The sequence below is a fragment of the Mycobacterium sp. NGS45 genome, assembly GCF_059812645.1.
In genome coordinates this window covers 70,134-88,935 of record NZ_JCALDB010000011.1, presented here as the reverse complement: position 1 = coordinate 88,935, position 18,802 = coordinate 70,134, and the positions used below count along the sequence as shown (strand labels likewise).

The 18,802-nt window shown below is 66.9% G+C and carries 14 protein-coding genes and 1 pseudogene; 10 read left to right on the top strand and 5 right to left on the bottom strand.

Going from position 1 to position 18,802, the window contains the following annotated elements; translation table 11 throughout:
* Positions 1-65 precede the first annotated feature (65 nt).
* The 3 genes from AC5Y3P_RS12165 to clpX all read left to right on the top strand — a co-directional run bounded on the left by AC5Y3P_RS12165 (position 66) and on the right by clpX (position 2,792).
* On the top strand, positions 66-650 hold the full coding sequence (locus tag AC5Y3P_RS12165) for an ATP-dependent Clp protease proteolytic subunit (protein WP_500046235.1): 585 nt from the start codon (positions 66-68) through the stop codon (positions 648-650).
* A gap of 32 nt (positions 651-682) precedes the next feature.
* Entirely contained in the window at positions 683-1,300 is a 618-nt protein-coding gene (locus AC5Y3P_RS12160) for an ATP-dependent Clp protease proteolytic subunit (RefSeq protein WP_500046234.1), read from the top strand.
* A gap of 208 nt (positions 1,301-1,508) precedes the next feature.
* Positions 1,509-2,792: an ATP-dependent Clp protease ATP-binding subunit ClpX gene (gene clpX / locus AC5Y3P_RS12155; RefSeq protein ID WP_500046149.1), complete on the top strand. Its 1,284-nt coding sequence runs from the start codon at positions 1,509-1,511 to the stop codon at positions 2,790-2,792.
* 91 nt (positions 2,793-2,883) lie between these two features.
* On the opposite strand, the gene fdhD is transcribed toward clpX, so the two are convergent.
* Positions 2,884-3,720 carry a formate dehydrogenase accessory sulfurtransferase FdhD gene (fdhD, locus tag AC5Y3P_RS12150; protein ID WP_500046148.1) on the bottom strand — a complete coding sequence of 279 codons (837 nt, stop codon included), beginning with the start codon at positions 3,718-3,720 and terminating at the stop codon, positions 2,884-2,886.
* Complete coding sequence (locus AC5Y3P_RS12145) at positions 3,708-6,032, bottom strand: FdhF/YdeP family oxidoreductase (RefSeq protein WP_500046147.1); 2,325 nt, start codon at positions 6,030-6,032, stop codon at positions 3,708-3,710. Before AC5Y3P_RS12145 ends, fdhD begins: the two co-directional genes overlap by 13 nt.
* A 110-nt stretch (positions 6,033-6,142) precedes the next feature.
* Between AC5Y3P_RS12145 and AC5Y3P_RS12140 the strand changes: the two genes are divergently transcribed.
* Entirely contained in the window at positions 6,143-6,529 is a 387-nt protein-coding gene (locus tag AC5Y3P_RS12140; RefSeq protein WP_500046146.1) for a DUF732 domain-containing protein, read from the top strand.
* Between the two features lie 17 nt (positions 6,530-6,546).
* A complete protein-coding gene (locus AC5Y3P_RS12135; protein WP_500046145.1) occupies positions 6,547-7,020 on the top strand; it encodes a DUF5078 domain-containing protein in 474 nt (157 codons plus the stop codon).
* A 125-nt stretch (positions 7,021-7,145) separates the two neighbouring features.
* On the opposite strand, the gene AC5Y3P_RS12130 is transcribed toward AC5Y3P_RS12135, so the two are convergent.
* On the bottom strand, positions 7,146-10,040 hold the full coding sequence (locus AC5Y3P_RS12130; protein ID WP_500046144.1) for an MMPL/RND family transporter: 2,895 nt from the start codon (positions 10,038-10,040) through the stop codon (positions 7,146-7,148).
* On the bottom strand, positions 10,037-10,465 hold the full coding sequence (locus AC5Y3P_RS12125) for an MmpS family transport accessory protein (RefSeq protein WP_500046143.1): 429 nt from the start codon (positions 10,463-10,465) through the stop codon (positions 10,037-10,039). Before AC5Y3P_RS12125 ends, AC5Y3P_RS12130 begins: the two co-directional genes overlap by 4 nt.
* Positions 10,466-11,454: 989 nt before the next feature.
* Between AC5Y3P_RS12125 and AC5Y3P_RS12120 the strand changes: the two genes are divergently transcribed.
* From AC5Y3P_RS12120 to AC5Y3P_RS12105, 4 genes and pseudogenes are all read left to right on the top strand, one after another.
* Entirely contained in the window at positions 11,455-13,386 is a 1,932-nt protein-coding gene (locus AC5Y3P_RS12120; protein WP_500046142.1) for a 2-oxoacid:acceptor oxidoreductase subunit alpha, read from the top strand.
* Positions 13,383-14,474: a 2-oxoacid:ferredoxin oxidoreductase subunit beta gene (locus AC5Y3P_RS12115; protein ID WP_500046141.1), complete on the top strand. Its 1,092-nt coding sequence runs from the start codon at positions 13,383-13,385 to the stop codon at positions 14,472-14,474. The genes AC5Y3P_RS12120 and AC5Y3P_RS12115 overlap by 4 nt, the downstream gene beginning before the upstream one ends.
* A 6-nt stretch (positions 14,475-14,480) precedes the next feature.
* Positions 14,481-15,044: a molybdenum cofactor guanylyltransferase gene (gene mobA, locus AC5Y3P_RS12110; RefSeq protein WP_500046140.1), complete on the top strand. Its 564-nt coding sequence runs from the start codon at positions 14,481-14,483 to the stop codon at positions 15,042-15,044.
* A gap of 849 nt (positions 15,045-15,893) precedes the next feature.
* A pseudogene (locus tag AC5Y3P_RS12105) lies at positions 15,894-16,127 on the top strand (transglycosylase family protein); the annotation flags it as partial.
* Between the two features lie 103 nt (positions 16,128-16,230).
* Here AC5Y3P_RS12105 and AC5Y3P_RS12100 read toward each other — a convergent pair.
* A complete protein-coding gene (locus AC5Y3P_RS12100; protein WP_500046139.1) occupies positions 16,231-17,385 on the bottom strand; it encodes an FAD-dependent oxidoreductase in 1,155 nt (384 codons plus the stop codon).
* A gap of 76 nt (positions 17,386-17,461) precedes the next feature.
* Here AC5Y3P_RS12100 and AC5Y3P_RS12095 point away from each other — a divergent pair, with 76 nt between their 5' ends.
* Positions 17,462-18,718, top strand: coding sequence for a saccharopine dehydrogenase family protein (locus AC5Y3P_RS12095; RefSeq protein ID WP_500046138.1), 1,257 nt, complete (start codon positions 17,462-17,464; stop codon positions 18,716-18,718).
* The last annotated feature ends 84 nt before the right edge of the window (positions 18,719-18,802 follow it).

The window sequence follows — 18,802 nt, the reverse complement described above, 5'->3', positions numbered from 1 at the left end:
GCCCCCAGTTGGTTAGGGTCGTTGAGTAACACCCACGAGAAAGCAGGTATCCCGTCGTGACTGACATGCGTTCTGGGTCCATGGGACTGACCCTCACGGACTCGGTGTACGAGCGGCTCTTGGCCGAGCGAATCATCTTCCTCGGCACCCAGGTCGACGACGACATCGCCAACAAGCTGTGCGCGCAGATTCTGCTGTTGGCCGCCGAGGACCCGACCAAGGACATCAACCTCTACATCAACTCCCCGGGTGGTTCGGTGACCGCGGGCATGGCGATCTACGACACCATGGTGTTGGCGCCGTGCGACGTGGCCACTTACGCGATGGGCCTGGCTGCCTCGATGGGCGAGTTCCTGCTCGCCGCGGGCACCAAGGGCAAGCGGTACGCGCTGCCGCACGCGCGGATCATGATGCACCAGCCGTCGGCCGGCATCGGTGGTAGCGCCGCCGACATCGCCATCCAGGCCGAACAGTTCGCGCTGACCAAGAAGGAGATGAACCGGCTGAACGCCGAGTTCACCGGTCAGCCGCTGGAGCGCATCGAGGCCGACGCCGACCGGGACCGCTGGTTCACCGCGCAGGAAGCCCTCGAGTACGGCTTCGTCGACCACATCATCACCCGCGCCCACCTGAACGGGAGTGCCTCATGAGCCAGTTCGTCCACGGCCACGCCGACAACCCGATGCAGTCGCGCTACATTCTGCCGTCGTTCATCGAGCACTCCAGCTTCGGTGTCAAGGAATCCAACCCGTACAACAAGCTGTTCGAGGAACGCATCATCTTCCTCGGCGTGCAGGTCGACGACGCGTCGGCCAACGACATCATGGCCCAGTTGCTGGTGCTCGAGTCGTTGGATCCCGACCGCGACATCACCATGTACATCAACTCCCCGGGTGGTTCGTTCACCTCGTTGATGGCGATCTACGACACCATGCAGTACGTGCGGGCCGACATCCAGACCGTGTGCCTGGGCCAGGCCGCCTCGGCTGCCGCGGTGCTGCTGGCCGCGGGCACCCCGGGCAAGCGGATGGCGCTGCCCAACGCCCGCGTGCTGATCCACCAGCCGGCCGTCGGCGGTGCGATTCAGGGCCAGGTCTCCGACCTGGAGATCCAGGCCGCCGAGATCGAGCGGATGCGCACCCTGATGGACACCACGCTGGCCCGGCACACCGGGAAGTCGCCCGAGCAGATCCGCAAGGACACCGACCGGGACAAGATCCTGACCGCCGAGGAAGCCAAGGAATACGGCATCATCGACACGGTGCTGGAGTACCGGAAGCTCTCGGCGCAGACGGCCTGATCGCGTCGCGCGGCGGTAACCGAGGCGACACGCCAAAGACACAGCTGCGCGTCGCGGAGCGGTCCGGGGCCAGGAGAGGATATGTTTCCTGCCACAGACGAATACCACTGACGCGATTCGCACCTATCAGTCGCATCCCGTCGCCGGGAGCGGGTAGCGTCGGAGAACAGCACCAGAAGTCGGCGAACAGGAAGTAGGACACCTACAGATGGCACGCATTGGAGACGGTGGTGACCTGCTGAAGTGCTCGTTCTGCGGGAAGAGTCAAAAGCAGGTCAAGAAGTTGATCGCGGGGCCCGGCGTCTACATCTGCGATGAGTGCATCGATCTGTGCAACGAGATCATCGAAGAGGAGCTGGCCGACGCCGACGAGGTCAAACTCGATGAGCTGCCCAAGCCTGCCGAGATCCGCGACTTCCTCGAGGGCTATGTGATTGGGCAGGACACCGCCAAGCGCACGCTGGCGGTGGCCGTCTACAACCACTACAAGCGGATCCAGGCCGGCGAGAAGGGCAGCCGGGACTCCCGCGCCGAGACCGTGGAGCTGGCCAAGTCCAACATCCTGATGCTGGGCCCGACAGGTTGCGGTAAGACCTACCTGGCCCAGACCCTGGCCAAGATGCTCAACGTGCCGTTCGCCATCGCGGACGCCACCGCGCTGACCGAGGCCGGCTACGTCGGCGAGGACGTCGAGAACATTCTGCTCAAGCTGATCCAGGCCGCCGACTACGACGTCAAGCGTGCCGAGACCGGCATCATCTACATCGACGAGGTCGACAAGATCGCCCGCAAGAGCGAGAACCCGTCGATCACCCGCGATGTCTCCGGTGAGGGCGTGCAGCAGGCGCTGCTGAAGATCCTGGAAGGCACGCAGGCCTCGGTGCCGCCGCAGGGTGGGCGCAAGCATCCGCACCAGGAGTTCATCCAGATCGACACCACCAACGTGCTGTTCATCGTGGCGGGTGCGTTCGCGGGCCTGGAGAAGATCGTGTCGGACCGGGTCGGCAAGCGCGGCCTGGGCTTCGGCGCCGAGGTGCACTCCAAGGCCGAGATCGACACCCAGGATCACTTCGCCGAGGTGATGCCGGAAGATCTGATCAAGTTCGGGTTGATCCCGGAGTTCATCGGTCGGCTGCCGGTGGTGGCCTCGGTGACCAACCTGGACAAGGAATCGCTGGTGCAGATCCTGTCCCAGCCGAAGAACGCGTTGGTCAAGCAGTACACCCGACTGTTCGACATGGACGGCGTCGAGTTGGAGTTCACCGACGAGGCGCTCGAGGCGATCGCCGATCAGGCCATCCACCGTGGCACCGGGGCCCGCGGGCTGCGCGCCATCATGGAGGAAGTGCTGCTGCCGGTGATGTACGACATCCCCAGCCGCGACGACGTCGCCAAGGTGGTCGTCACCAAGGAGACCGTGCAGGACAACGTGCTGCCGACGATCGTGCCGCGTAAGCCGTCGCGCAGCGAACGCCGCGACAAGACCGCCTGACCACTCCCGCGTTTCCGGCGCCACTGCGGTTTCATCCGCAACACGCCGTGCGGGGCGGATGAAACCGCAGTGGCGAGCCCGACCGACCGGCTCAGCACCCCACCCGGTCCGGGCGGGTGTAGACGTTCATCGTGTCGCCGCGCAGGAAGGCCACCAGCGTCAGTCCGGACTGGCTGGCCAGGTCGACCGCCAGCGACGACGGCGCCGACACCGCGGCCAGCATGGGGATGCCGGCCATCACAGCCTTCTGGGTCAGCTCGAACGACGCTCGTCCGCTGACCAGTAACACGGTCCCGGACAACGGAATTCGTTGTTGCTCGACCGCCCAGCCGATCACCTTGTCCACCGCATTGTGCCGACCGATGTCCTCGCGGACCGCGAGCATCTCGCCGCCGGCGGTGAACAGCGCTGCGCCGTGCAACCCGCCCGTGCTGGCGAACACCTTCTGGGCATCGCGGAGGCGGTCCGGCAGTGCGGCCAGGACGTCGGCGCTGATGGTCAACGGATCGTCGCCGGGGGAGTGCCGGCTCACCGCCGCCACCGCATCCAGCGACGCCTTGCCGCAGATGCCGCACGACGAGGTGGTGTAGAAGTTGCGTCGCACATCGACGTCGGGCATCGGTACGTCCGGCGCCAGGGTCACGTCGAGCACGTTGTAGGTGTTGGGGGCGCCGTCCTCGGCGCCGCGGCAATACCGCACCGAGACGACGTCGTCGCGGCCGGTGATGATCCCCTCGGTGAGCAGGAATCCCTGCGCCAGTTCGACATCGGAGCCCGGGGTGCGCATCGTGACGGTGAGCGCGGTGCCGTTCAACCGGATCTCGAGCGGTTCTTCGACCACCAGGGTGTCCGGGCTGTCTATGCCGGTCGTGCCGTCGGGAGATGTGGTGAGGCGAGTGACCCGGCGTCGTGCGGTCACTCGGCCCATGCCGGCTCCAGTCTGATCACCACGGCCTTGGACACCGGGGTGTTGGACTTGGCGGCGGTGTGGTCCAGCGGCACCAGCGGATTGGTCTCCGGGTAATAGGCCGCGGCGTTGCCGACGGGCGTGGCGTAGGGAACCACCAGGAAGTCCTTGGCGCGTCGTTCCTGCACGTCGTCGTCGAGGCCGAACTCCGAGATCAGGTCCACCCGCATACCGTCGGACAGGCCGAGTCGCTGGATGTCGGCCGGGTTGACGAACACCACCCGGCGACCGCCCTTGATGCCGCGGTAGCGGTCGTCGAGGCCGTAGATGGTGGTGTTGTACTGGTCGTGGCTGCGCAGCGTCTGCAGCACCAGGCGGCCCTCGGGCACCGGCACCCATTCCAGCGGCTGCACCGAGAAGTTGGCCTTGCCGGTGGTGGTGGGGAATTCGCGGGCATCGCGTGGCGGGTGCGGAAGCTGGAAGCCGTCCGGGCCCCGCACCCGCGCGTTGTAGTCGGTGCAGCCGGGCACCACGTCGGCGATCGCGTCGCGGATCAGGTCGTAGTCGCTGCGCAAGGACTCCCACGGCACCGGGTGCTCGGGTCCCAGCAGCGCGCGGGCCAACTCGCAGACGATCGCCACCTCGCTGCGCAGCTGGTCGCTGGGCGGCGGCAGGCTGCCGCGGGACAGATGCACCATCGACATCGAATCCTCCACCGACACCAGCTGTTTGCCGCCGGCCTGGATGTCGCGATCGGTGCGGCCCAGGGTGGGCAGGATCAGCGCGGTGCGGCCGGTGACGACGTGGCTGCGGTTCAGCTTCGTCGAAATCTGAACGGTCAGTGCGCAATTGGTCAACGCAGCCTCGGTGACCTCGGTGTCCGGGGTGGCCGACACGAAGTTGCCGCCCATCCCGATGAAGGTGCGCGCGCGGCCGTCGCGCATCGCCCGGATGGCCTCGACTGTGTCGTAGCCGTGCCGCCGCGGCGCCACGATGCCAAACCGACGATCCAGGGCGGCCAGGAACGGTTCGGGCATTTTCTCCCAGATCCCCATGGTCCGGTCGCCCTGCACGTTGGAGTGTCCGCGCACCGGGCACACTCCGGCGCCCGGCTTACCGATCATGCCGCGCATCAGCAGCAGGTTGGTGGCCTCACCGATGGTGGCCACGGCGTGCCGATGCTGGGTCAGGCCCATCGCCCAGCAGAACACCGTGCGTTGGCTGGCTATCAGCTGGGCGGCCACCCGTTGCAGCTGCGGCAGCGGCACCCCGGTGGCCGCCACCACGGTGTCGAGGTCGACCGCCCGGGTCTGGCGCTCGTACTCGTCGAAGCCGGCGCAGTGGGTGGCGATGAACTCGCGGTCGACCACGGTGCCGGGGGCGGCGTCGTCGGCCTCCAGCAGCAGCCGGCCCAGGCCGGCGAACAGGGCCATGTCGCCGCCGAGCCGGATCTGGACGAACTCGTCGGCGATCGGCACCCCGGACCCGATCACACCGTGCGGTTTCTGGGGGTCCTTGAACCGGATCAGGCCGGCCTCCGGCAGCGGATTGACCGCGATGATCTTCGCCCCGTTGGCTTTGGCCTTCTCCAGCACCGACAGCATCCGCGGATGGTTGGTGCCGGGGTTCTGGCCCGCGATCAGGATGCAGTCGGCCAACTCGAGGTCGGTGACACTGACCGAACCCTTGCCGATGCCGATCGATTCGGTCAGCGCGGTGCCCGAGGATTCGTGGCACATGTTCGAGCAGTCCGGCAGGTTGTTGGTGCCGAAGCTGCGCACCAGCAGTTGGTAGAGGAACGCGGCTTCGTTGCTGGTGCGCCCGGAGGTGTAGAACAACGCCTGATCCGGGGAGTCCAGGGCGCGCAGTTCCTCGGCGATCAGCTGGTAGGCGTCGTCCCAGGCGATCGGGCGGTAGTGCGTGTCGCCGGGGCGCAGCACCATCGGATGGGTCAGCCGGCCCTGCTGGGACAACCAGTACTCGGGCTTGCCGGCCAGTTCGGCCACCGAGTGCCGGGCGAAGAACTCTGGATCCACGGTGCGCTTGGTGGCTTCCTCGGCGACGGCCTTGGCGCCGTTCTCACAGAACTCGGCCAGCTTGCGGCCGCCGGGCTCCTCCGGCCAGGCGCAGCCCGGACAATCGAAGCCGTGCCGCTGGTTCATCCGGCTCAGCGTCTTGGCGGTCCGCCACGGCCCCATCTGGGTCAGCGTGTGTTGCAGCGCCACGAGGACGCCCTTGACGCCGGCGGCGACGTCCTGGCGACCGGTCGCGGTGACGGTGTGCTCGTCGTAGCCGGCGTCGCGATCCCGGTCCGAGCGAGTTCGACGTGCCATGACCGCCAGCCTAGTCGGCGTGATCTGGCTCGGAAATCACGCTTGAAGTGGCGCAGCCCACCTTGATGGATTTTGACCGGAGCTGAATTAGGCAGGCTAAGATATCGGGCATGAGACGAGTCGCGCTCGCAGCGTCCGCAGCCGCCATCGCCGCTCTGGTGACCGCCACGCCGGCCCATGCTGATGTCGACACCGACTTTGCCAATACCCTGCACACCTACGGCATCTACGGGCAGCGCGATTACAACGCGTGGATTGCCAAGATCGCGTGCAAGCGGTTGCGCAACGGTACCGACACCGATGCCTACGCGTCTGCGTCGTTCGTCGGCGATCAGCTCGATCGGGAGAGCACCACCGAGCAGGCGTGGAAGTTCCTCGGATTGACCATCGAAACCTACTGCCCTGATCAGCGTCCGGTGCTCGAGCGGGCCGCCGGGACGGCACCCGCACCCGCACCGACCGACGGGCCTGCGCTCGCCGCTGAGCAGCCCAGCTGAGACTCCAGGAGAACACCATGGCCCGTAACCGTTTCCGCGCTGCCTTGACCTCCGGCATCGCAGCCCTCGCCGTCGGCGGCACCCTGATGGCCGCGCCGGTGGCCGGCGCAGACGCCACCGACGACTACCCGATCCCGAACCGGATCCTGCGCACGCCGTGCACCGCCGAGCAGATCCTGGCCGCGGTGCGCGACACCCGGCCGATCTACTACGAGCGCTACATGATCGACTACAACAACAAGAGCCCGGAACTGCATCAGGCCGTTCAGGACCGGATCCACTGGTTCTTCTCGATGGACTACGCGGGCCGCCGCCAGTATTCGGAGAACACCGCCACCAACGCCTTCTTCGAGGGCCTGGCCTGGCAGTGGCCGAACTGGGCGAAGATCTTCTTCAACAACAAGGGTGTCGCCGCGGCGGCCACCGACGTCTGCGAGAGCTACCCGGCCAACGACATGTCGGTCTGGAACTGGGACACCGTCCCGCGCTGAGTCGCCAAACCATCCGAAAGCCACTGCTGCGTTGTGCGGCAGTGGCTTTCGTCGTAGCGGCGGCGGGGATGCCCAGGTAGCGACAGAGCAGTCCGCGCCGGCGTCGAGCGTCGGCGCGGACTGCCTCAGTGGGTCAGCTCGCGCTGCACCGGCTGCGGCCACGGCGCGGGCCGGGGGCGCTGGCGCACCTGCTGCGGCCACCAGAACCACTTGCCCAGCAGCGCGGCGATCGACGGCGTCATGAAGGCCCGGATCACCAGGGTGTCGAACAGCAGACCCAACCCGATCGTGGTGCCGACCTGACCGATCACGGTCAGCTCACTCACCGCCATCGACATCATGGTGAACGCGAACACCAAACCGGCCGAGGTGACCACCGATCCACTGCCGCCCATGGCGCGGATGATGCCGGTGTTCAGCCCGGCGTGGATCTCTTCCTTCATCCGGGACACCAACAGCAGGTTGTAGTCCGCACCGACCGCCAACAAGATGATCACGGCCATCGCGATCACCATCCAGTGCAGCGGTATTCCGATCAGGTGCTGCCAGATCAGCACCGAGAGCCCGAACGACGCGCCCAGTGACAGCACCACGGTGCCGACGATCACCGCGGCCGCGATGATCGCGCGGGTGATCAGCAGCATGATGATGAAAATCAGTGCCAGCGCGGCGATTCCGGCGATCAGCAGGTCGTAGTTGGCGCCCTCCTGCATGTCCTTGAAGGTCGCTGCGGTACCGCCCAGATAGATGTTGGAGCCCTCCAGTGGCGTGCCCTTGAGTGCTTCCGAGGCGGCCTGCTGGATCGCGTCGATGTGCGAGATGCCTTCGGGGCTCATCGGGTCGCCGTCGTGGCTGATGATGAACCGCACGGCGTGCCCGTTGGGCGAGAGGAACATCTTCATGCCGCGCTTGAAGTCCGGATTGTCAAAGGTCTCCGGCGGAAGATAGAACGAGTCGTCGTTCTTGGCGGCGTCGAAGGCCTCACCCATGGCCGTCGAGTTCTCCTGCATCTCCTTCATCTGCAGTTGCATGCCGTTCTGCGTCTGATACATCGTCAGCATCATCGACTTCATGAACTCCATGGTGGAGATCATCTCCGGCATCAGCGCGACCATCTGCGGCATCAACTCGTCCAGACGCTCCATGTCGGGCATCAGGTCCTGGATGCTGTCGGTCATGGTGTCGATGCCGTCGAGGGCGTCGAAGATCGACCGGATCGCGGTGCACGCCGGGATGGTGGCGCAGTGCGGTTCCCAATAGAAGTAGTTGCGTATCGGACGCAGAAAATCATCGAAATCAGCGATGTGGTCCCGCAATTCGGCGATATCGAGCGTCATGGTCTTCATCTTGGTGACCATGCTGTGCGTGGTGTCGGCCATCTGCACCGTGATCGACTGCATCTTGTTCATGCTGTCGATGGTCGATTGCATCTCGTCGGCCTGCACCAACATGTCCTGCATGCGGTCCAGCAGATACTTCTGATTCATCTGGTTGGTGGTGCCCTGCATGCTGATCTGGAACGGGATCGAGGTGTGCTCGATCGGCGTGCCCTGCGGCCGGGTGATGGCCTGCACGCGGGCCACCCCAGGTACCCGGAAGATCTCCTTGGCAATCTTGTCGATCACCAGGAAGTCGGCCGGATTGCGCAGATCGTGGTCGCTCTCGATCATCAGCAGTTCCGGGTTCATCCGGGCCTGGGAGAAGTGCCGGTCGGCCGCGGCGTAGCCCTCGTTGGCCGGCAGATCGGCCGGCAGGTAGTTGCGGTCGTTGTAGTTGGTCTCGTAGCCGGGCAGGGTCAGCAGACCCACCAAGGACAACGCGATGGTGGCCACCAGGATCGGGCCGGGCCAACGCACCACCGCGGCACCGATCTTGCGCCAGCCACGCACCCGGGTCGCGCGTTTGGGTTCGAGCACCTTGCCGAACCGGGACGCCACCGAGATGATCGCCGAGCCCAGCGTCAGCGCCGCGAAGACGACGATCACCATGCCGATCGACAGCGGGACGCCCATCGATTGGAAGTACGGCAACCGGGTGAAGTGCAGGCACAGCGTGGCGCCCGCGATCGTCAAACCCGAACCCAGGATGACGTGCGCGGTGCCGTGGAACATGTCGTAGTAGGCGGTTTCCCGGTCCATTCCTCTGGACCGGGCCTCCTGATACCGGCCGATCAAGAAGATCGCGTAGTCGGTGCAGGTCGCGATCGCCAAGGTGACCAGCAGGTTGGTGGCGAACGTGGAAAGCCCGATGATCTCGTAGTAGCCGAGCACCGAGACACCGCCGCGTGCCGCGGACAGCGACAGCACGACCAGCACCAGAGTCAAGATGGTGGTGATGATCGAGCGGTAGATCAGCAGCAGCATCACGATGATCACCGTGAAGGTCAGCGCCTCGATCACCCGCATGGAGCGGTCACCGGCGATGTGCTGATCGGCCGACAGCGCCGCCGGTCCGGTCACATAGACGTCCAGACCCTCGGGCTGCTCGGCCTTCAGGTCGGTGACGATCTGCTGGACGGCTTCCACGGACTGGTTGGCCAGCGCCTCGCCCTGGTTGCCGGCGGTGTAGACCTGCACGTAGGCGGCCTTGCCGTCCGGGCTTTGGGCACCGGATGCGGTCAGCGGATCGCCCCAGAAGTCCTGAGCGTGCTCGACGTGGTCTTTGTCGGCCCGGATCGCGGCCAGCATCTTGTCGTAGAACTCGTGGTCCTGGTCGCCGAGCTTGCGCTGCGGGGTCTCCAGCACGATCATCACCGAGCTGTTCGACTTGAACTCCTCGAACACCTCGCCCACGCGCTGCATCGCGATCACCGACGGGGCGTCGGTGGGGGCCAGGGACACCGACCGCAGGGCACCGACCTCTTCGAGCTGAGGTGCCGCCACGTTCAGCGCAGCGATGATCGCGACCCAGGCCACGATGATCGGGATGGCGAGACGGCGGATCCACTTGGCGATCGCGCTGCGATGAACCTGATGGGTCGGGATCTCCTCGGTCGGCGAATCCGCCAGAGGCGCGCTCATGCGGACTTCACCAAGCAGAAGGTCTGGGCGCTCACCCCGGAGTTGGTCCGTTCGTCTTTGACCTCGTCGTCGACGGTGATGCGGCAGGTCAGGTTGGTGGAGTCACCCTGGGCGACGACGTTGGGGAACACCGAGGGGTCGGTGGTCTCCAGGGTCAGGGTCCAGGGCAGGGCCGCGCCGTCGACGCGCTGCGGTTGGGCGTCGAGGTCGAGGTAGTTGATATCGGCGTAGCTGCCGTCGCCCCACACCTCATAGGTGACGACCTTGGGGTTGAACGGTTCGGTGTCCTCGATGGCCGCGCTGGTGCCGAACTCATTGGGGTCGGCACCGAAGAAAGTCCGGATCCGGGAGACCGTCAGCCCAGCGATCACCAGGACTGCGACGATGACGAGTGGAAGCCACGTCCGTCGCACGAGTTTCAGCATCTATTACTCCGCACCGTCGGTGTCGTCGTGCGCGGGCAGTGCGCGGGGGACCGAAGGCCCCACTCGTCGCATACGCCGCAGATTAGCCCAATTAACGGACAGATTAGACCATATAACAGAATTTCGGATCCACGCCGGGTCCGGCGTCGCCGGCCGCCGGGCGGGCCCGATGTCGCCCGTCCCTACCAGCCAGTACGCCGCGACGGCAGGTGGCCGACGCCGGGCGCGAAGTGCAAATCACAACGACCAGTCAGTATGATCTCCGTCACCATTTCAACGACGCGAGCGGGGCTGGCTGACGACCCTGCAAATTTGCTGAAACGACGTCGTCGGGGTTCGTGCCGGTGTGCGTCCGGCGCCGCGGTCAGGCCCCGCCGGCGCCGCGTTGGCAACGTGCGCGGTCCAGCGCAGCGGGGATACCGACGGCGCGGCGGGTGTCAGCGCACGGTCGTCGAGCTCGCTCGCCGCCCGGTAGCTGGGGCGCGCCTCGATGGCCGGGCCGGGTCGCGCGCGCAGCGCCACGACCTGCACGACGACGGGTGTAGTCCAGTTCCCCCGGTCGCAACCCGCCGGCCTGCAGCCGCCCCAACGGCGCCCGGCCGAGGCTCGGAGCGCTTCGCTTCCGCGTAACAGGCCAACCTGGTACTGTAATGCTGAGCGACTGCTCAGCAGGGTGCTGGCTAATTCGCTCGCGCGTTGTTCGGGTTTCTTAGAATTTGCCTCCCGGCCAAAGTGACGAAAACCACAGATTCGTCACGACCGATCGGGCGGCGCGGCTCTGAACTGCAGCGTCGCTGCACGGCGCGCGGCGTGTCGGGCGGTGCCGGGGTGAAGCGGGACCTAAGAGAAGTGCAATAATCGGTACTAGCAGTGACACCAAACTCGGTGGGCCCTCACTGTGAGTCGTATCCGCGCGCCGGTATCGACTCGTGGAGAAGGCCCCAGCACGCTTGTGTGTCAGGACAGGCAACAAGACGAAAGGCGGGGATGTGGCCTCTAGCGTGAACGGAGCACCTCCGCGGGAAAAACTGGAAAAGGTCGTCATCCGGTTCGCCGGTGACTCCGGCGACGGCATGCAGCTGACGGGTGACCGATTCACCTCCGAAGCCGCGCTGTTCGGTAACGACCTGGCCACCCAGCCCAACTACCCGGCTGAGATCCGCGCCCCACAGGGCACCCTGCCCGGCGTTTCGTCGTTCCAGATCCAGATTGCCGACTACGACATCCTCACCGCGGGCGACCGCCCGGACGTCCTGGTGGCGATGAATCCGGCCGCGCTCAAGGCCAACATCAACGACCTGCCCCGCGGCGGTCTGGTGATCGCCAACTCCGACGAATTCACCAAGCGCAACCTGGCGAAGGTGGGCTACGAGGCCAACCCGCTCGAGGACGACAGTCTGTCCGAATACGTCGTGCAGCCGGTGGCCATGACCACCCTGACGCTGGGCGCCGTGGAAGAGATCGGCGCCACCAAGAAGGACGGCCAGCGCGCCAAGAACATGTTCGCGCTCGGTCTGCTGTCCTGGATGTACGGCCGGCCGATCGAGACCTCGGAGAACTTCATCCGGGAGAAGTTCGCCCGCAAGCCCGAAATCGCCGAAGCCAACGTGCTGGCGCTCAAGGCCGGCTGGAACTACGGCGAGACCACCGAGGCCTTCGGCACCACCTACGAGGTGTCCCCGGCGAAGCTGAAATCCGGTGAGTACCGCCAGATTTCGGGTAACACCGCGCTGGCCTACGGTCTGGTCGCGGCCGGCCACCTGGCCAACCTGCAGGTGATGCTGGGCAGCTACCCGATCACCCCGGCCAGCGACATCCTGCACGAGCTGTCCAAGCACAAGAACTTCAACGTGCTGACCTTCCAGGCCGAGGACGAGATCGCCGGGATCGGCTCGGCCATCGGTGCCTCCTATGGCGGCGCGCTGGGTGTCACCACCACCTCGGGTCCGGGCATCTCGCTGAAGTCCGAGGCCATCGGCCTGGCCGTGATGACCGAGCTGCCGCTGGTGATCGTCGACGTGCAGCGCGGTGGTCCGTCCACCGGCCTGCCCACCAAGACCGAGCAGGCCGACCTGCTGCAGGCCATGTTCGGCCGCAACGGTGAGTCCCCGGTCGCGATTCTCGCGCCGCGTTCGCCCTCGGACTGCTTCGACGTCGCCGTGGAGGCCGCGCGTATCGCGGTCAAGTACCACACCCCGGTGATCCTGCTGTCGGACGGCGCGATCGCCAACGGCTCTGAGCCGTGGCGGATTCCGGACATCAGCAGCTACCCGGCCATCGAGCACACCTTCGCCCGCGCCGGTGAGCCGTTCCAGCCCTACGCGCGCGACGCCGACACCCTGGCTCGGCAGTTCGCGGTACCGGGCACCCCGGGTCTGGAGCACCGGATCGGTGGCCTGGAGTCGGCCAACGGCTCCGGCAACATCTCCTATGACCCGGCCAACCACGACCTGATGGTGCGGCTGCGTCAGCTCAAGATCGACGGCATCGAGGTGCCGGACATCGAGGTCGACGACCCCGACGGTGACGCCGAACTGCTGCTGCTCGGTTGGGGCAGCTCGTATGGTCCGATCGGCGAGGCGTGCCGGCAGGCCCGGCGCAAGGGCATCAAGGTGGCGCACGCCCACCTGCGGCACCTCAACCCGTTCCCGGCCAACCTGGGTGACGTGTTGCGCAGCTACAAGCAGGTCGTGGTGCCGGAGATGAACCTTGGTCAGCTGGCGCTGCTGCTGCGCGGCAAGTACCTGGTCGACATCCAGTCCGTGACCAAGGTGCAAGGACTTGCGTTCCTCGCCGACGAGATCGGCCGGGTCATCCGGGCTGCGCTGGGCGGGACCCTCACTGAAATCGAGCAAGACAAGACGATGGTTGCCAGACTGTCGGCAGCCACCGTGGAAAGCGGTGTAGGAGCAGGGGCATGACAGACCTGATGAACAGCATCACCGGTGTCGAGCTGGGGTTGACCCCCGGCCAGTCCAAGACCCACGGCGTGCCGACCACCGACACGCCGCAGAAGGGCAAGGACTTCACCAGCGACCAGGAGGTCCGTTGGTGCCCGGGCTGCGGTGATTACGTCATCCTGAACACCATCCGCAACTTCCTGCCGGAGTTGGGCCTGCGCCGCGAGAACATGGTGTTTGTCAGCGGCATCGGCTGCTCGAGCCGGTTCCCGTACTACTTGGAGACCTACGGGTTCCACTCGATCCACGGCCGCGCCCCGACCATTGCCACCGGGCTCTCGCTGGCCCGCGACGACCTGTCGATCTGGGTGGTCACCGGTGACGGTGACGCGCTGTCGATCGGCGGCAACCACCTGATCCACGCGTTGCGGCGCAACATGAACATCACGATCCTGCTGTTCAACAACCGGATCTACGGCCTGACCAAGGGGCAGTACTCGCCGACCTCGGAGGTCGGCAAGGTGACCAAATCCACCCCGATGGGGTCGATCGACACCCCGTTCAACCCGGTGTCGCTGGCCTTGGGTGCCGAGGCGACCTTCGTCGGCCGTGCGCTGGACTCCGACCGGGCCGGCCTGACCGAGGTGCTGCGCGGCGCTGCCGAGCACCGCGGCGCAGCGATCGTCGAGATCCTGCAGGACTGCCCGATCTTCAACGACGGTTCCTTCGACCTGCTGCGCAAGGACGGCGCCGAGGAACGCGTCATCAAGGTCTCCCAGGGTGAGCCGATCACCTTTGGCGCCGACGGCGAATACTGCGTCGTGCGTTCAGGTTTCGGACTCGACGTGGCCAAGACCGCCGACGTGGCGGCCGAGGACATCGTGGTGCACGACGCAACGCTGAATGATCCGGCGTACTCGTTCGCGCTGTCGCGGTTGTCCGACCAGAACCTGGAACACACCGTGATGGGCATCTTCCGCTCGGTGCAGCGGCCGACCTACAACGATCAGGCGCGGGCGCAGGTGGCCCAGGCGCGTGAGACCACTCCGCATGACACGGCTGCGCTGCAGTCGCTGCTGCGTGGTCGCGACACCTGGACCGTCGACTAGCACGCCATGTCTGCAGCCTTGGCCGGGGTGGTGCTCGCGGGTGGGGCATCACGCCGGATGGGCCGAGACAAGGCCACGGTGCCCTACACCGGACCCGACGGCACCAAGACCATGGTCGAGCACGTCGTGGCTGCGCTGGCCCGGCGCTGCGAACCGATCTTCGTTGTTGCCGCGCCCGGACAACCACTTCCCGAGTTGGCGGCCACGGTGCTGCGCGACGAGATCCGCGGTCTGGGACCTTTGGTGGCCACCGGACGCGGACTGCGTGCCGCCGCCGCGGCCGGACGGGAGCGGGCGTTCGTGTGTGCGGTCGACATGCCGCTGCTGACCGCCGAACTCATCGATGAGCTGGCCGCCTGTGAGGGTCCCGCTGCGGTGTTGCCCTGGGACGGCCGCGACCACTATCTGGCCGGCGTGTACCGGACCGAGTTGGCCGACCAGATCGACGAATTGGTGGCCGGCGGTGCGCGCAGCATGCGGGAGCTGACCGGTTCGGTGGACACCCAACGCATCGTGCTGGCCCCGAGTCCGGCCCTGACCAACGTCAACACCCCCGCCCAATTGGTCTGAGCCACAACGCTATTCACCTGGACTCCCGGGTGCGTCCGCGCGCAGCTCGCACTACAGCCTTGAGGCCCGTCGAGCTGCGCACGCGGCGCCATCCCAGCAGCATCGCCGAGATCGCAAAGTCGGCGGGTCCGATTAATTCAATTCCCGGCTGTCCCAAACCAATGGTGGGGCCAGTGCGACGACCGTGCAGAATTCGTCCGTGGCTGAATGATCACCAGTGGACGCATTCCCTCATTCCGCACTTGTCACTCCTGTAACAGTTATTTCGATCGCGGGCTTTCGGCTACCGAAAGCGGGGACTGCCCGAGTCGTGTCCTGGGTCACAAAAAGCTGGTGATCTCGGTCACCAGGGGCGCATCGGCGCTGGCTGTGGCCCCATTCGGCAAAGCCTGCGATGACCTGCACAGACCCGGCACGGTTTCGGTCGTGATCGTTCCGTTATCGAATCGAGATAGCCGTTTCGGCGATGTGACTAAACCTCGATGGCTTTGTAGCGTCTTTTTCGACCCCATGCACGGGGAGACAACTGAACAACAAGTACCCCCCTTGCGTGTGAGTGGGAACTGTCGGGGCCGCTAGGCGTGGCCCGCCAGCCGCTGGGCCGAATCCGGCCCGCGGGGCGCCATCGGGTGCGCCTCCTGCTGTCGTGCCTGACCGAGATGGCACGCCTCAAGCAACTTCATTGCCTGACCACAGGTTTGACGCGTCCGCCCCCGGGTGGACGGGTCCTTGGCGCGCGCGCTGTGAAAGGAACGAACGTTGAAGAACCTCCGGAACAAGCTTGCCATGGCTGCGATCGGTGGAGCGCTCATGGCGGCTCCGCTGGCCCTGTCCACCGCCACCGCCAACGCGGACAGCGTGAACTGGGATGCCATCGCGGCCTGCGAGTCCGGCGGCAACTGGGCCATCAACACCGGCAACGGTTACTACGGTGGTCTGCAGTTCTCGATGAGCACCTGGCGCGCCAACGGCGGCACCGGCTCACCGCACACTGCCAGCAAGGCCGAGCAGATCCGCGTCGCCGAGAACACCCTGCGCAGCCAGGGCATCGGTGCGTGGCCGTCCTGCGGTGGCCGCGGCTAACCCAGCCTTTCTCTGCAGCCTTCGATGGCGCCGGGCTTCGCAGCCCGGCGCCATCGGGCTTTTTCGGGCAGCGCTCGGGCCCGGGAGTACCGCAGGCGCTCGGCTACGGGAGCTGGAATGCCGAACCGGCGGCGACGGCGGCCATCTGCCGGATCAGCACCGACTCCGGAACCACCGCGCTGGCGTGCCCGAGCAGGCCGGACAGCGCAGCGGGCCGCAGGTTGACCGCCTCGCCGATCAGCCGCGACGTGCGCACCAACGCATTGACCCGGGGCTGCCGGAACCGCTCGTACACCGCGAAGGCGGTGACCAGATCCGCTTCCCGCGCCACCAGATGAGCCAGGATCGCCGCGTCCTCGATGCCCTGGCAGCCACCCTGGCCCAGGTGCGGGCGCATGGCGTGCGCGGCGTCGCCGACCAGGACGGTCCGTCCGGCCGCCCAGCGCCGGGCCCGCTGCCGGTCATACAGGTCGTTGCGCAACACATCGGTTTCTGCGGTGTGCTCCAGCAGCTCGGGGATCGGTTCGGCCCAGCCGGCCAGCAGCGTGCGCAGATGCGCCAGCTCGCCGCCGGGTTCCCGGCGGCCCGGTGCGGTGCGCTCGGTGGCGAACCAATAGGTGCGGTCCGGGCCCATCGGCACGTGCCCGACCTCCACGCCGGGGCCCAGCGTCTCTCCGGCCAACTGCGGGTCCAGCATGCTTTCGGCCACCCCGCGCCAGGCCGTGTAGCCCACGTAGCGGCTGCGCAGCGGCCCGTTGAGTTGCCGGGCCAGCAGCGATCCGACGCCGTCGGCGCCGATCACCGCGGCCGCGCGCATCTGCGAACCGTCCGAGCAGGCCACCCGCACCGCGTTGCCGTCGTCGACCACACCGGTGACTGCGCGGCCGGCCGTGATGCTGCCCGGTTCCAGCGCGCCGGCCAGGATGTCGCGCAGGGCCGCGCGCTGCACCACCACCAACGGCTCACCGAGCGCACGCACGATCCGCTCCGGGGCGGGCCGGCGCAACCACCGGCCGCTGCGCCAGCGCATCGCACCGGCGGTGATCCGGCCACCGGCGGCGCGGACCTCGTCGCCGAGGCCGATGACGTCGAGCGCAGCCAGCGCATTGGGCCAGATGCTGATCCCGGCGCCGGACGAGGTGTCGGTGCGTTCCTCGACCACCTGTACCGACCGACCCCGGCGCTGCAGCGCCGCCGCGGTGGCCAGACCGGCGATACCGGCCCCGATGACGACGAACTCGGCGACCTGCTCACTCACGTCTGAAAAGCTACGGCAGCGCCGGGTTCGGTAGCCCGCTGCCGTGCCCACCGACAGGTGAGTATGGTCGGTGAGCATGGCTTCGACGCAGCGCGAATTCGACCTGGTGCTCTACGGAGCCACCGGCTTCGTGGGCCGGCTCACCGCCGCGTATTTGGCCGGCGCGGCGCCGGACGCCCGAATTGCACTGGCCGGTCGGTCCGCTGAGCGGGTGACGGCGGTGCGCGACGGCCTGGGTGCGGCGGCGGCCGACTGGCCGGTGCTGGTCGCGGACGCCGACGCGCCTTCGACACTGGCCGACATGGCTGCCCGCACCCGCGTCGTGGTCACCACCGTCGGGCCCTACGCCAAGTACGGCATGCCACTGGTGGCCGCGTGCGCGGCGGCCGGTACCGATTACGCCGACCTGACCGGCGAGACCAACTTCATCCGGGACAGCATCGACGGCTACCACAAGCAGGCCGCCGACACCGGGGCGCGGATCGTGCATTCCTGCGGCTTCGACTCGGTGCCGTCCGACATCTCGGTCTTTGCGCTGTACCGGCGCGCACTCGAGGACGGCGCCGGTGAATTGGAGGAGACCGACTTCGTTGTGCGCGAGCTCGTCGGCGGCGTGTCGGGCGGCACCGCGGCGTCCATGGTCGAGGTGATCAATGCCACCGCCAAGGATGCGAAACTGCGTGCCGCCCTTGCTGATCCGTACACCTTGAGCTCGGACCGGCCGGCCGAACCGGACCTCGGTGCGCAGTCGGATGTGCGGTTGCGGCGCGGCGGTTCGATCGCCCGGGAACTGCGCGGGTACTGGACCGGCGCGTTCGCGATGGCGATGCCGAACAGCCGCATCGTGCGCCGCAGCAACTCGCTGCTGGAACACGCCTACGGCTGGCGCTTCCGCTACAGCGAGCAGATGAGCGTGGGCCGCTCGCTGGCCGCGCCGCTGGCGGCGGTCGCTCTGACCGCGATCAACGCCGGCATGCTCGGTTTGGGCGGGCGGCTGCTGCCGCTGGTGCCGCGCGCCCTGCTGGATCGGGTGCTGCCCAACCCGGGCGAGGGCCCCAGCGAACGCGTCCGAGAGACCGGACGCTACCTCGCCGAGACCTACACCAACACCGTCGACGGCAGCCGCTACCGGGCCATCATCGGCCAGCAGGGCGACCCGGGGTACAAGGCCACCGCGGTGCTGCTCGGGCAGTGCGCGCTGGCGTTGGCGTTCGACCGCGACGAACTCTCCGAGCTGCGCGGTGTGCTGACGCCGGCCGCCGCGATGGGTGACGTCTTGCTGCGCAGATTGCCCGCCGCCGGGGTCCGGTTGGAGACCGAAAGGCTGAATTGATCAGGCTCGAGGAATCAATTCGCCGGCCGGTGTCGGTTGGGTAGGGTTTTGACTCGACGGTCAATCAATAACAGCAAAGTAGGT

Coding starts and splice junctions, on each gene's coding strand:
- AC5Y3P_RS12160 (WP_500046234.1), top strand. CDS start 683: ATGCAGTCGCGCTACATTCTGCCGTCGTTCATCGAGCACTCCAGCTTC.
- AC5Y3P_RS12125 (WP_500046143.1), bottom strand. CDS start 10,465: ATGCTGAAACTCGTGCGACGGACGTGGCTTCCACTCGTCATCGTCGCA.
- AC5Y3P_RS12095 (WP_500046138.1), top strand. CDS start 17,462: ATGGCTTCGACGCAGCGCGAATTCGACCTGGTGCTCTACGGAGCCACC.
- fdhD (WP_500046148.1), bottom strand. CDS start 3,720: ATGGGCCGAGTGACCGCACGACGCCGGGTCACTCGCCTCACCACATCT.
- AC5Y3P_RS12165 (WP_500046235.1), top strand. CDS start 66: ATGCGTTCTGGGTCCATGGGACTGACCCTCACGGACTCGGTGTACGAG.
- AC5Y3P_RS12145 (WP_500046147.1), bottom strand. CDS start 6,032: ATGGCACGTCGAACTCGCTCGGACCGGGATCGCGACGCCGGCTACGAC.
- AC5Y3P_RS12140 (WP_500046146.1), top strand. CDS start 6,143: ATGAGACGAGTCGCGCTCGCAGCGTCCGCAGCCGCCATCGCCGCTCTG.
- clpX (WP_500046149.1), top strand. CDS start 1,509: ATGGCACGCATTGGAGACGGTGGTGACCTGCTGAAGTGCTCGTTCTGC.
- AC5Y3P_RS12135 (WP_500046145.1), top strand. CDS start 6,547: ATGGCCCGTAACCGTTTCCGCGCTGCCTTGACCTCCGGCATCGCAGCC.
- AC5Y3P_RS12130 (WP_500046144.1), bottom strand. CDS start 10,040: ATGAGCGCGCCTCTGGCGGATTCGCCGACCGAGGAGATCCCGACCCAT.
- AC5Y3P_RS12115 (WP_500046141.1), top strand. CDS start 13,383: ATGACAGACCTGATGAACAGCATCACCGGTGTCGAGCTGGGGTTGACC.
- mobA (WP_500046140.1), top strand. CDS start 14,481: ATGTCTGCAGCCTTGGCCGGGGTGGTGCTCGCGGGTGGGGCATCACGC.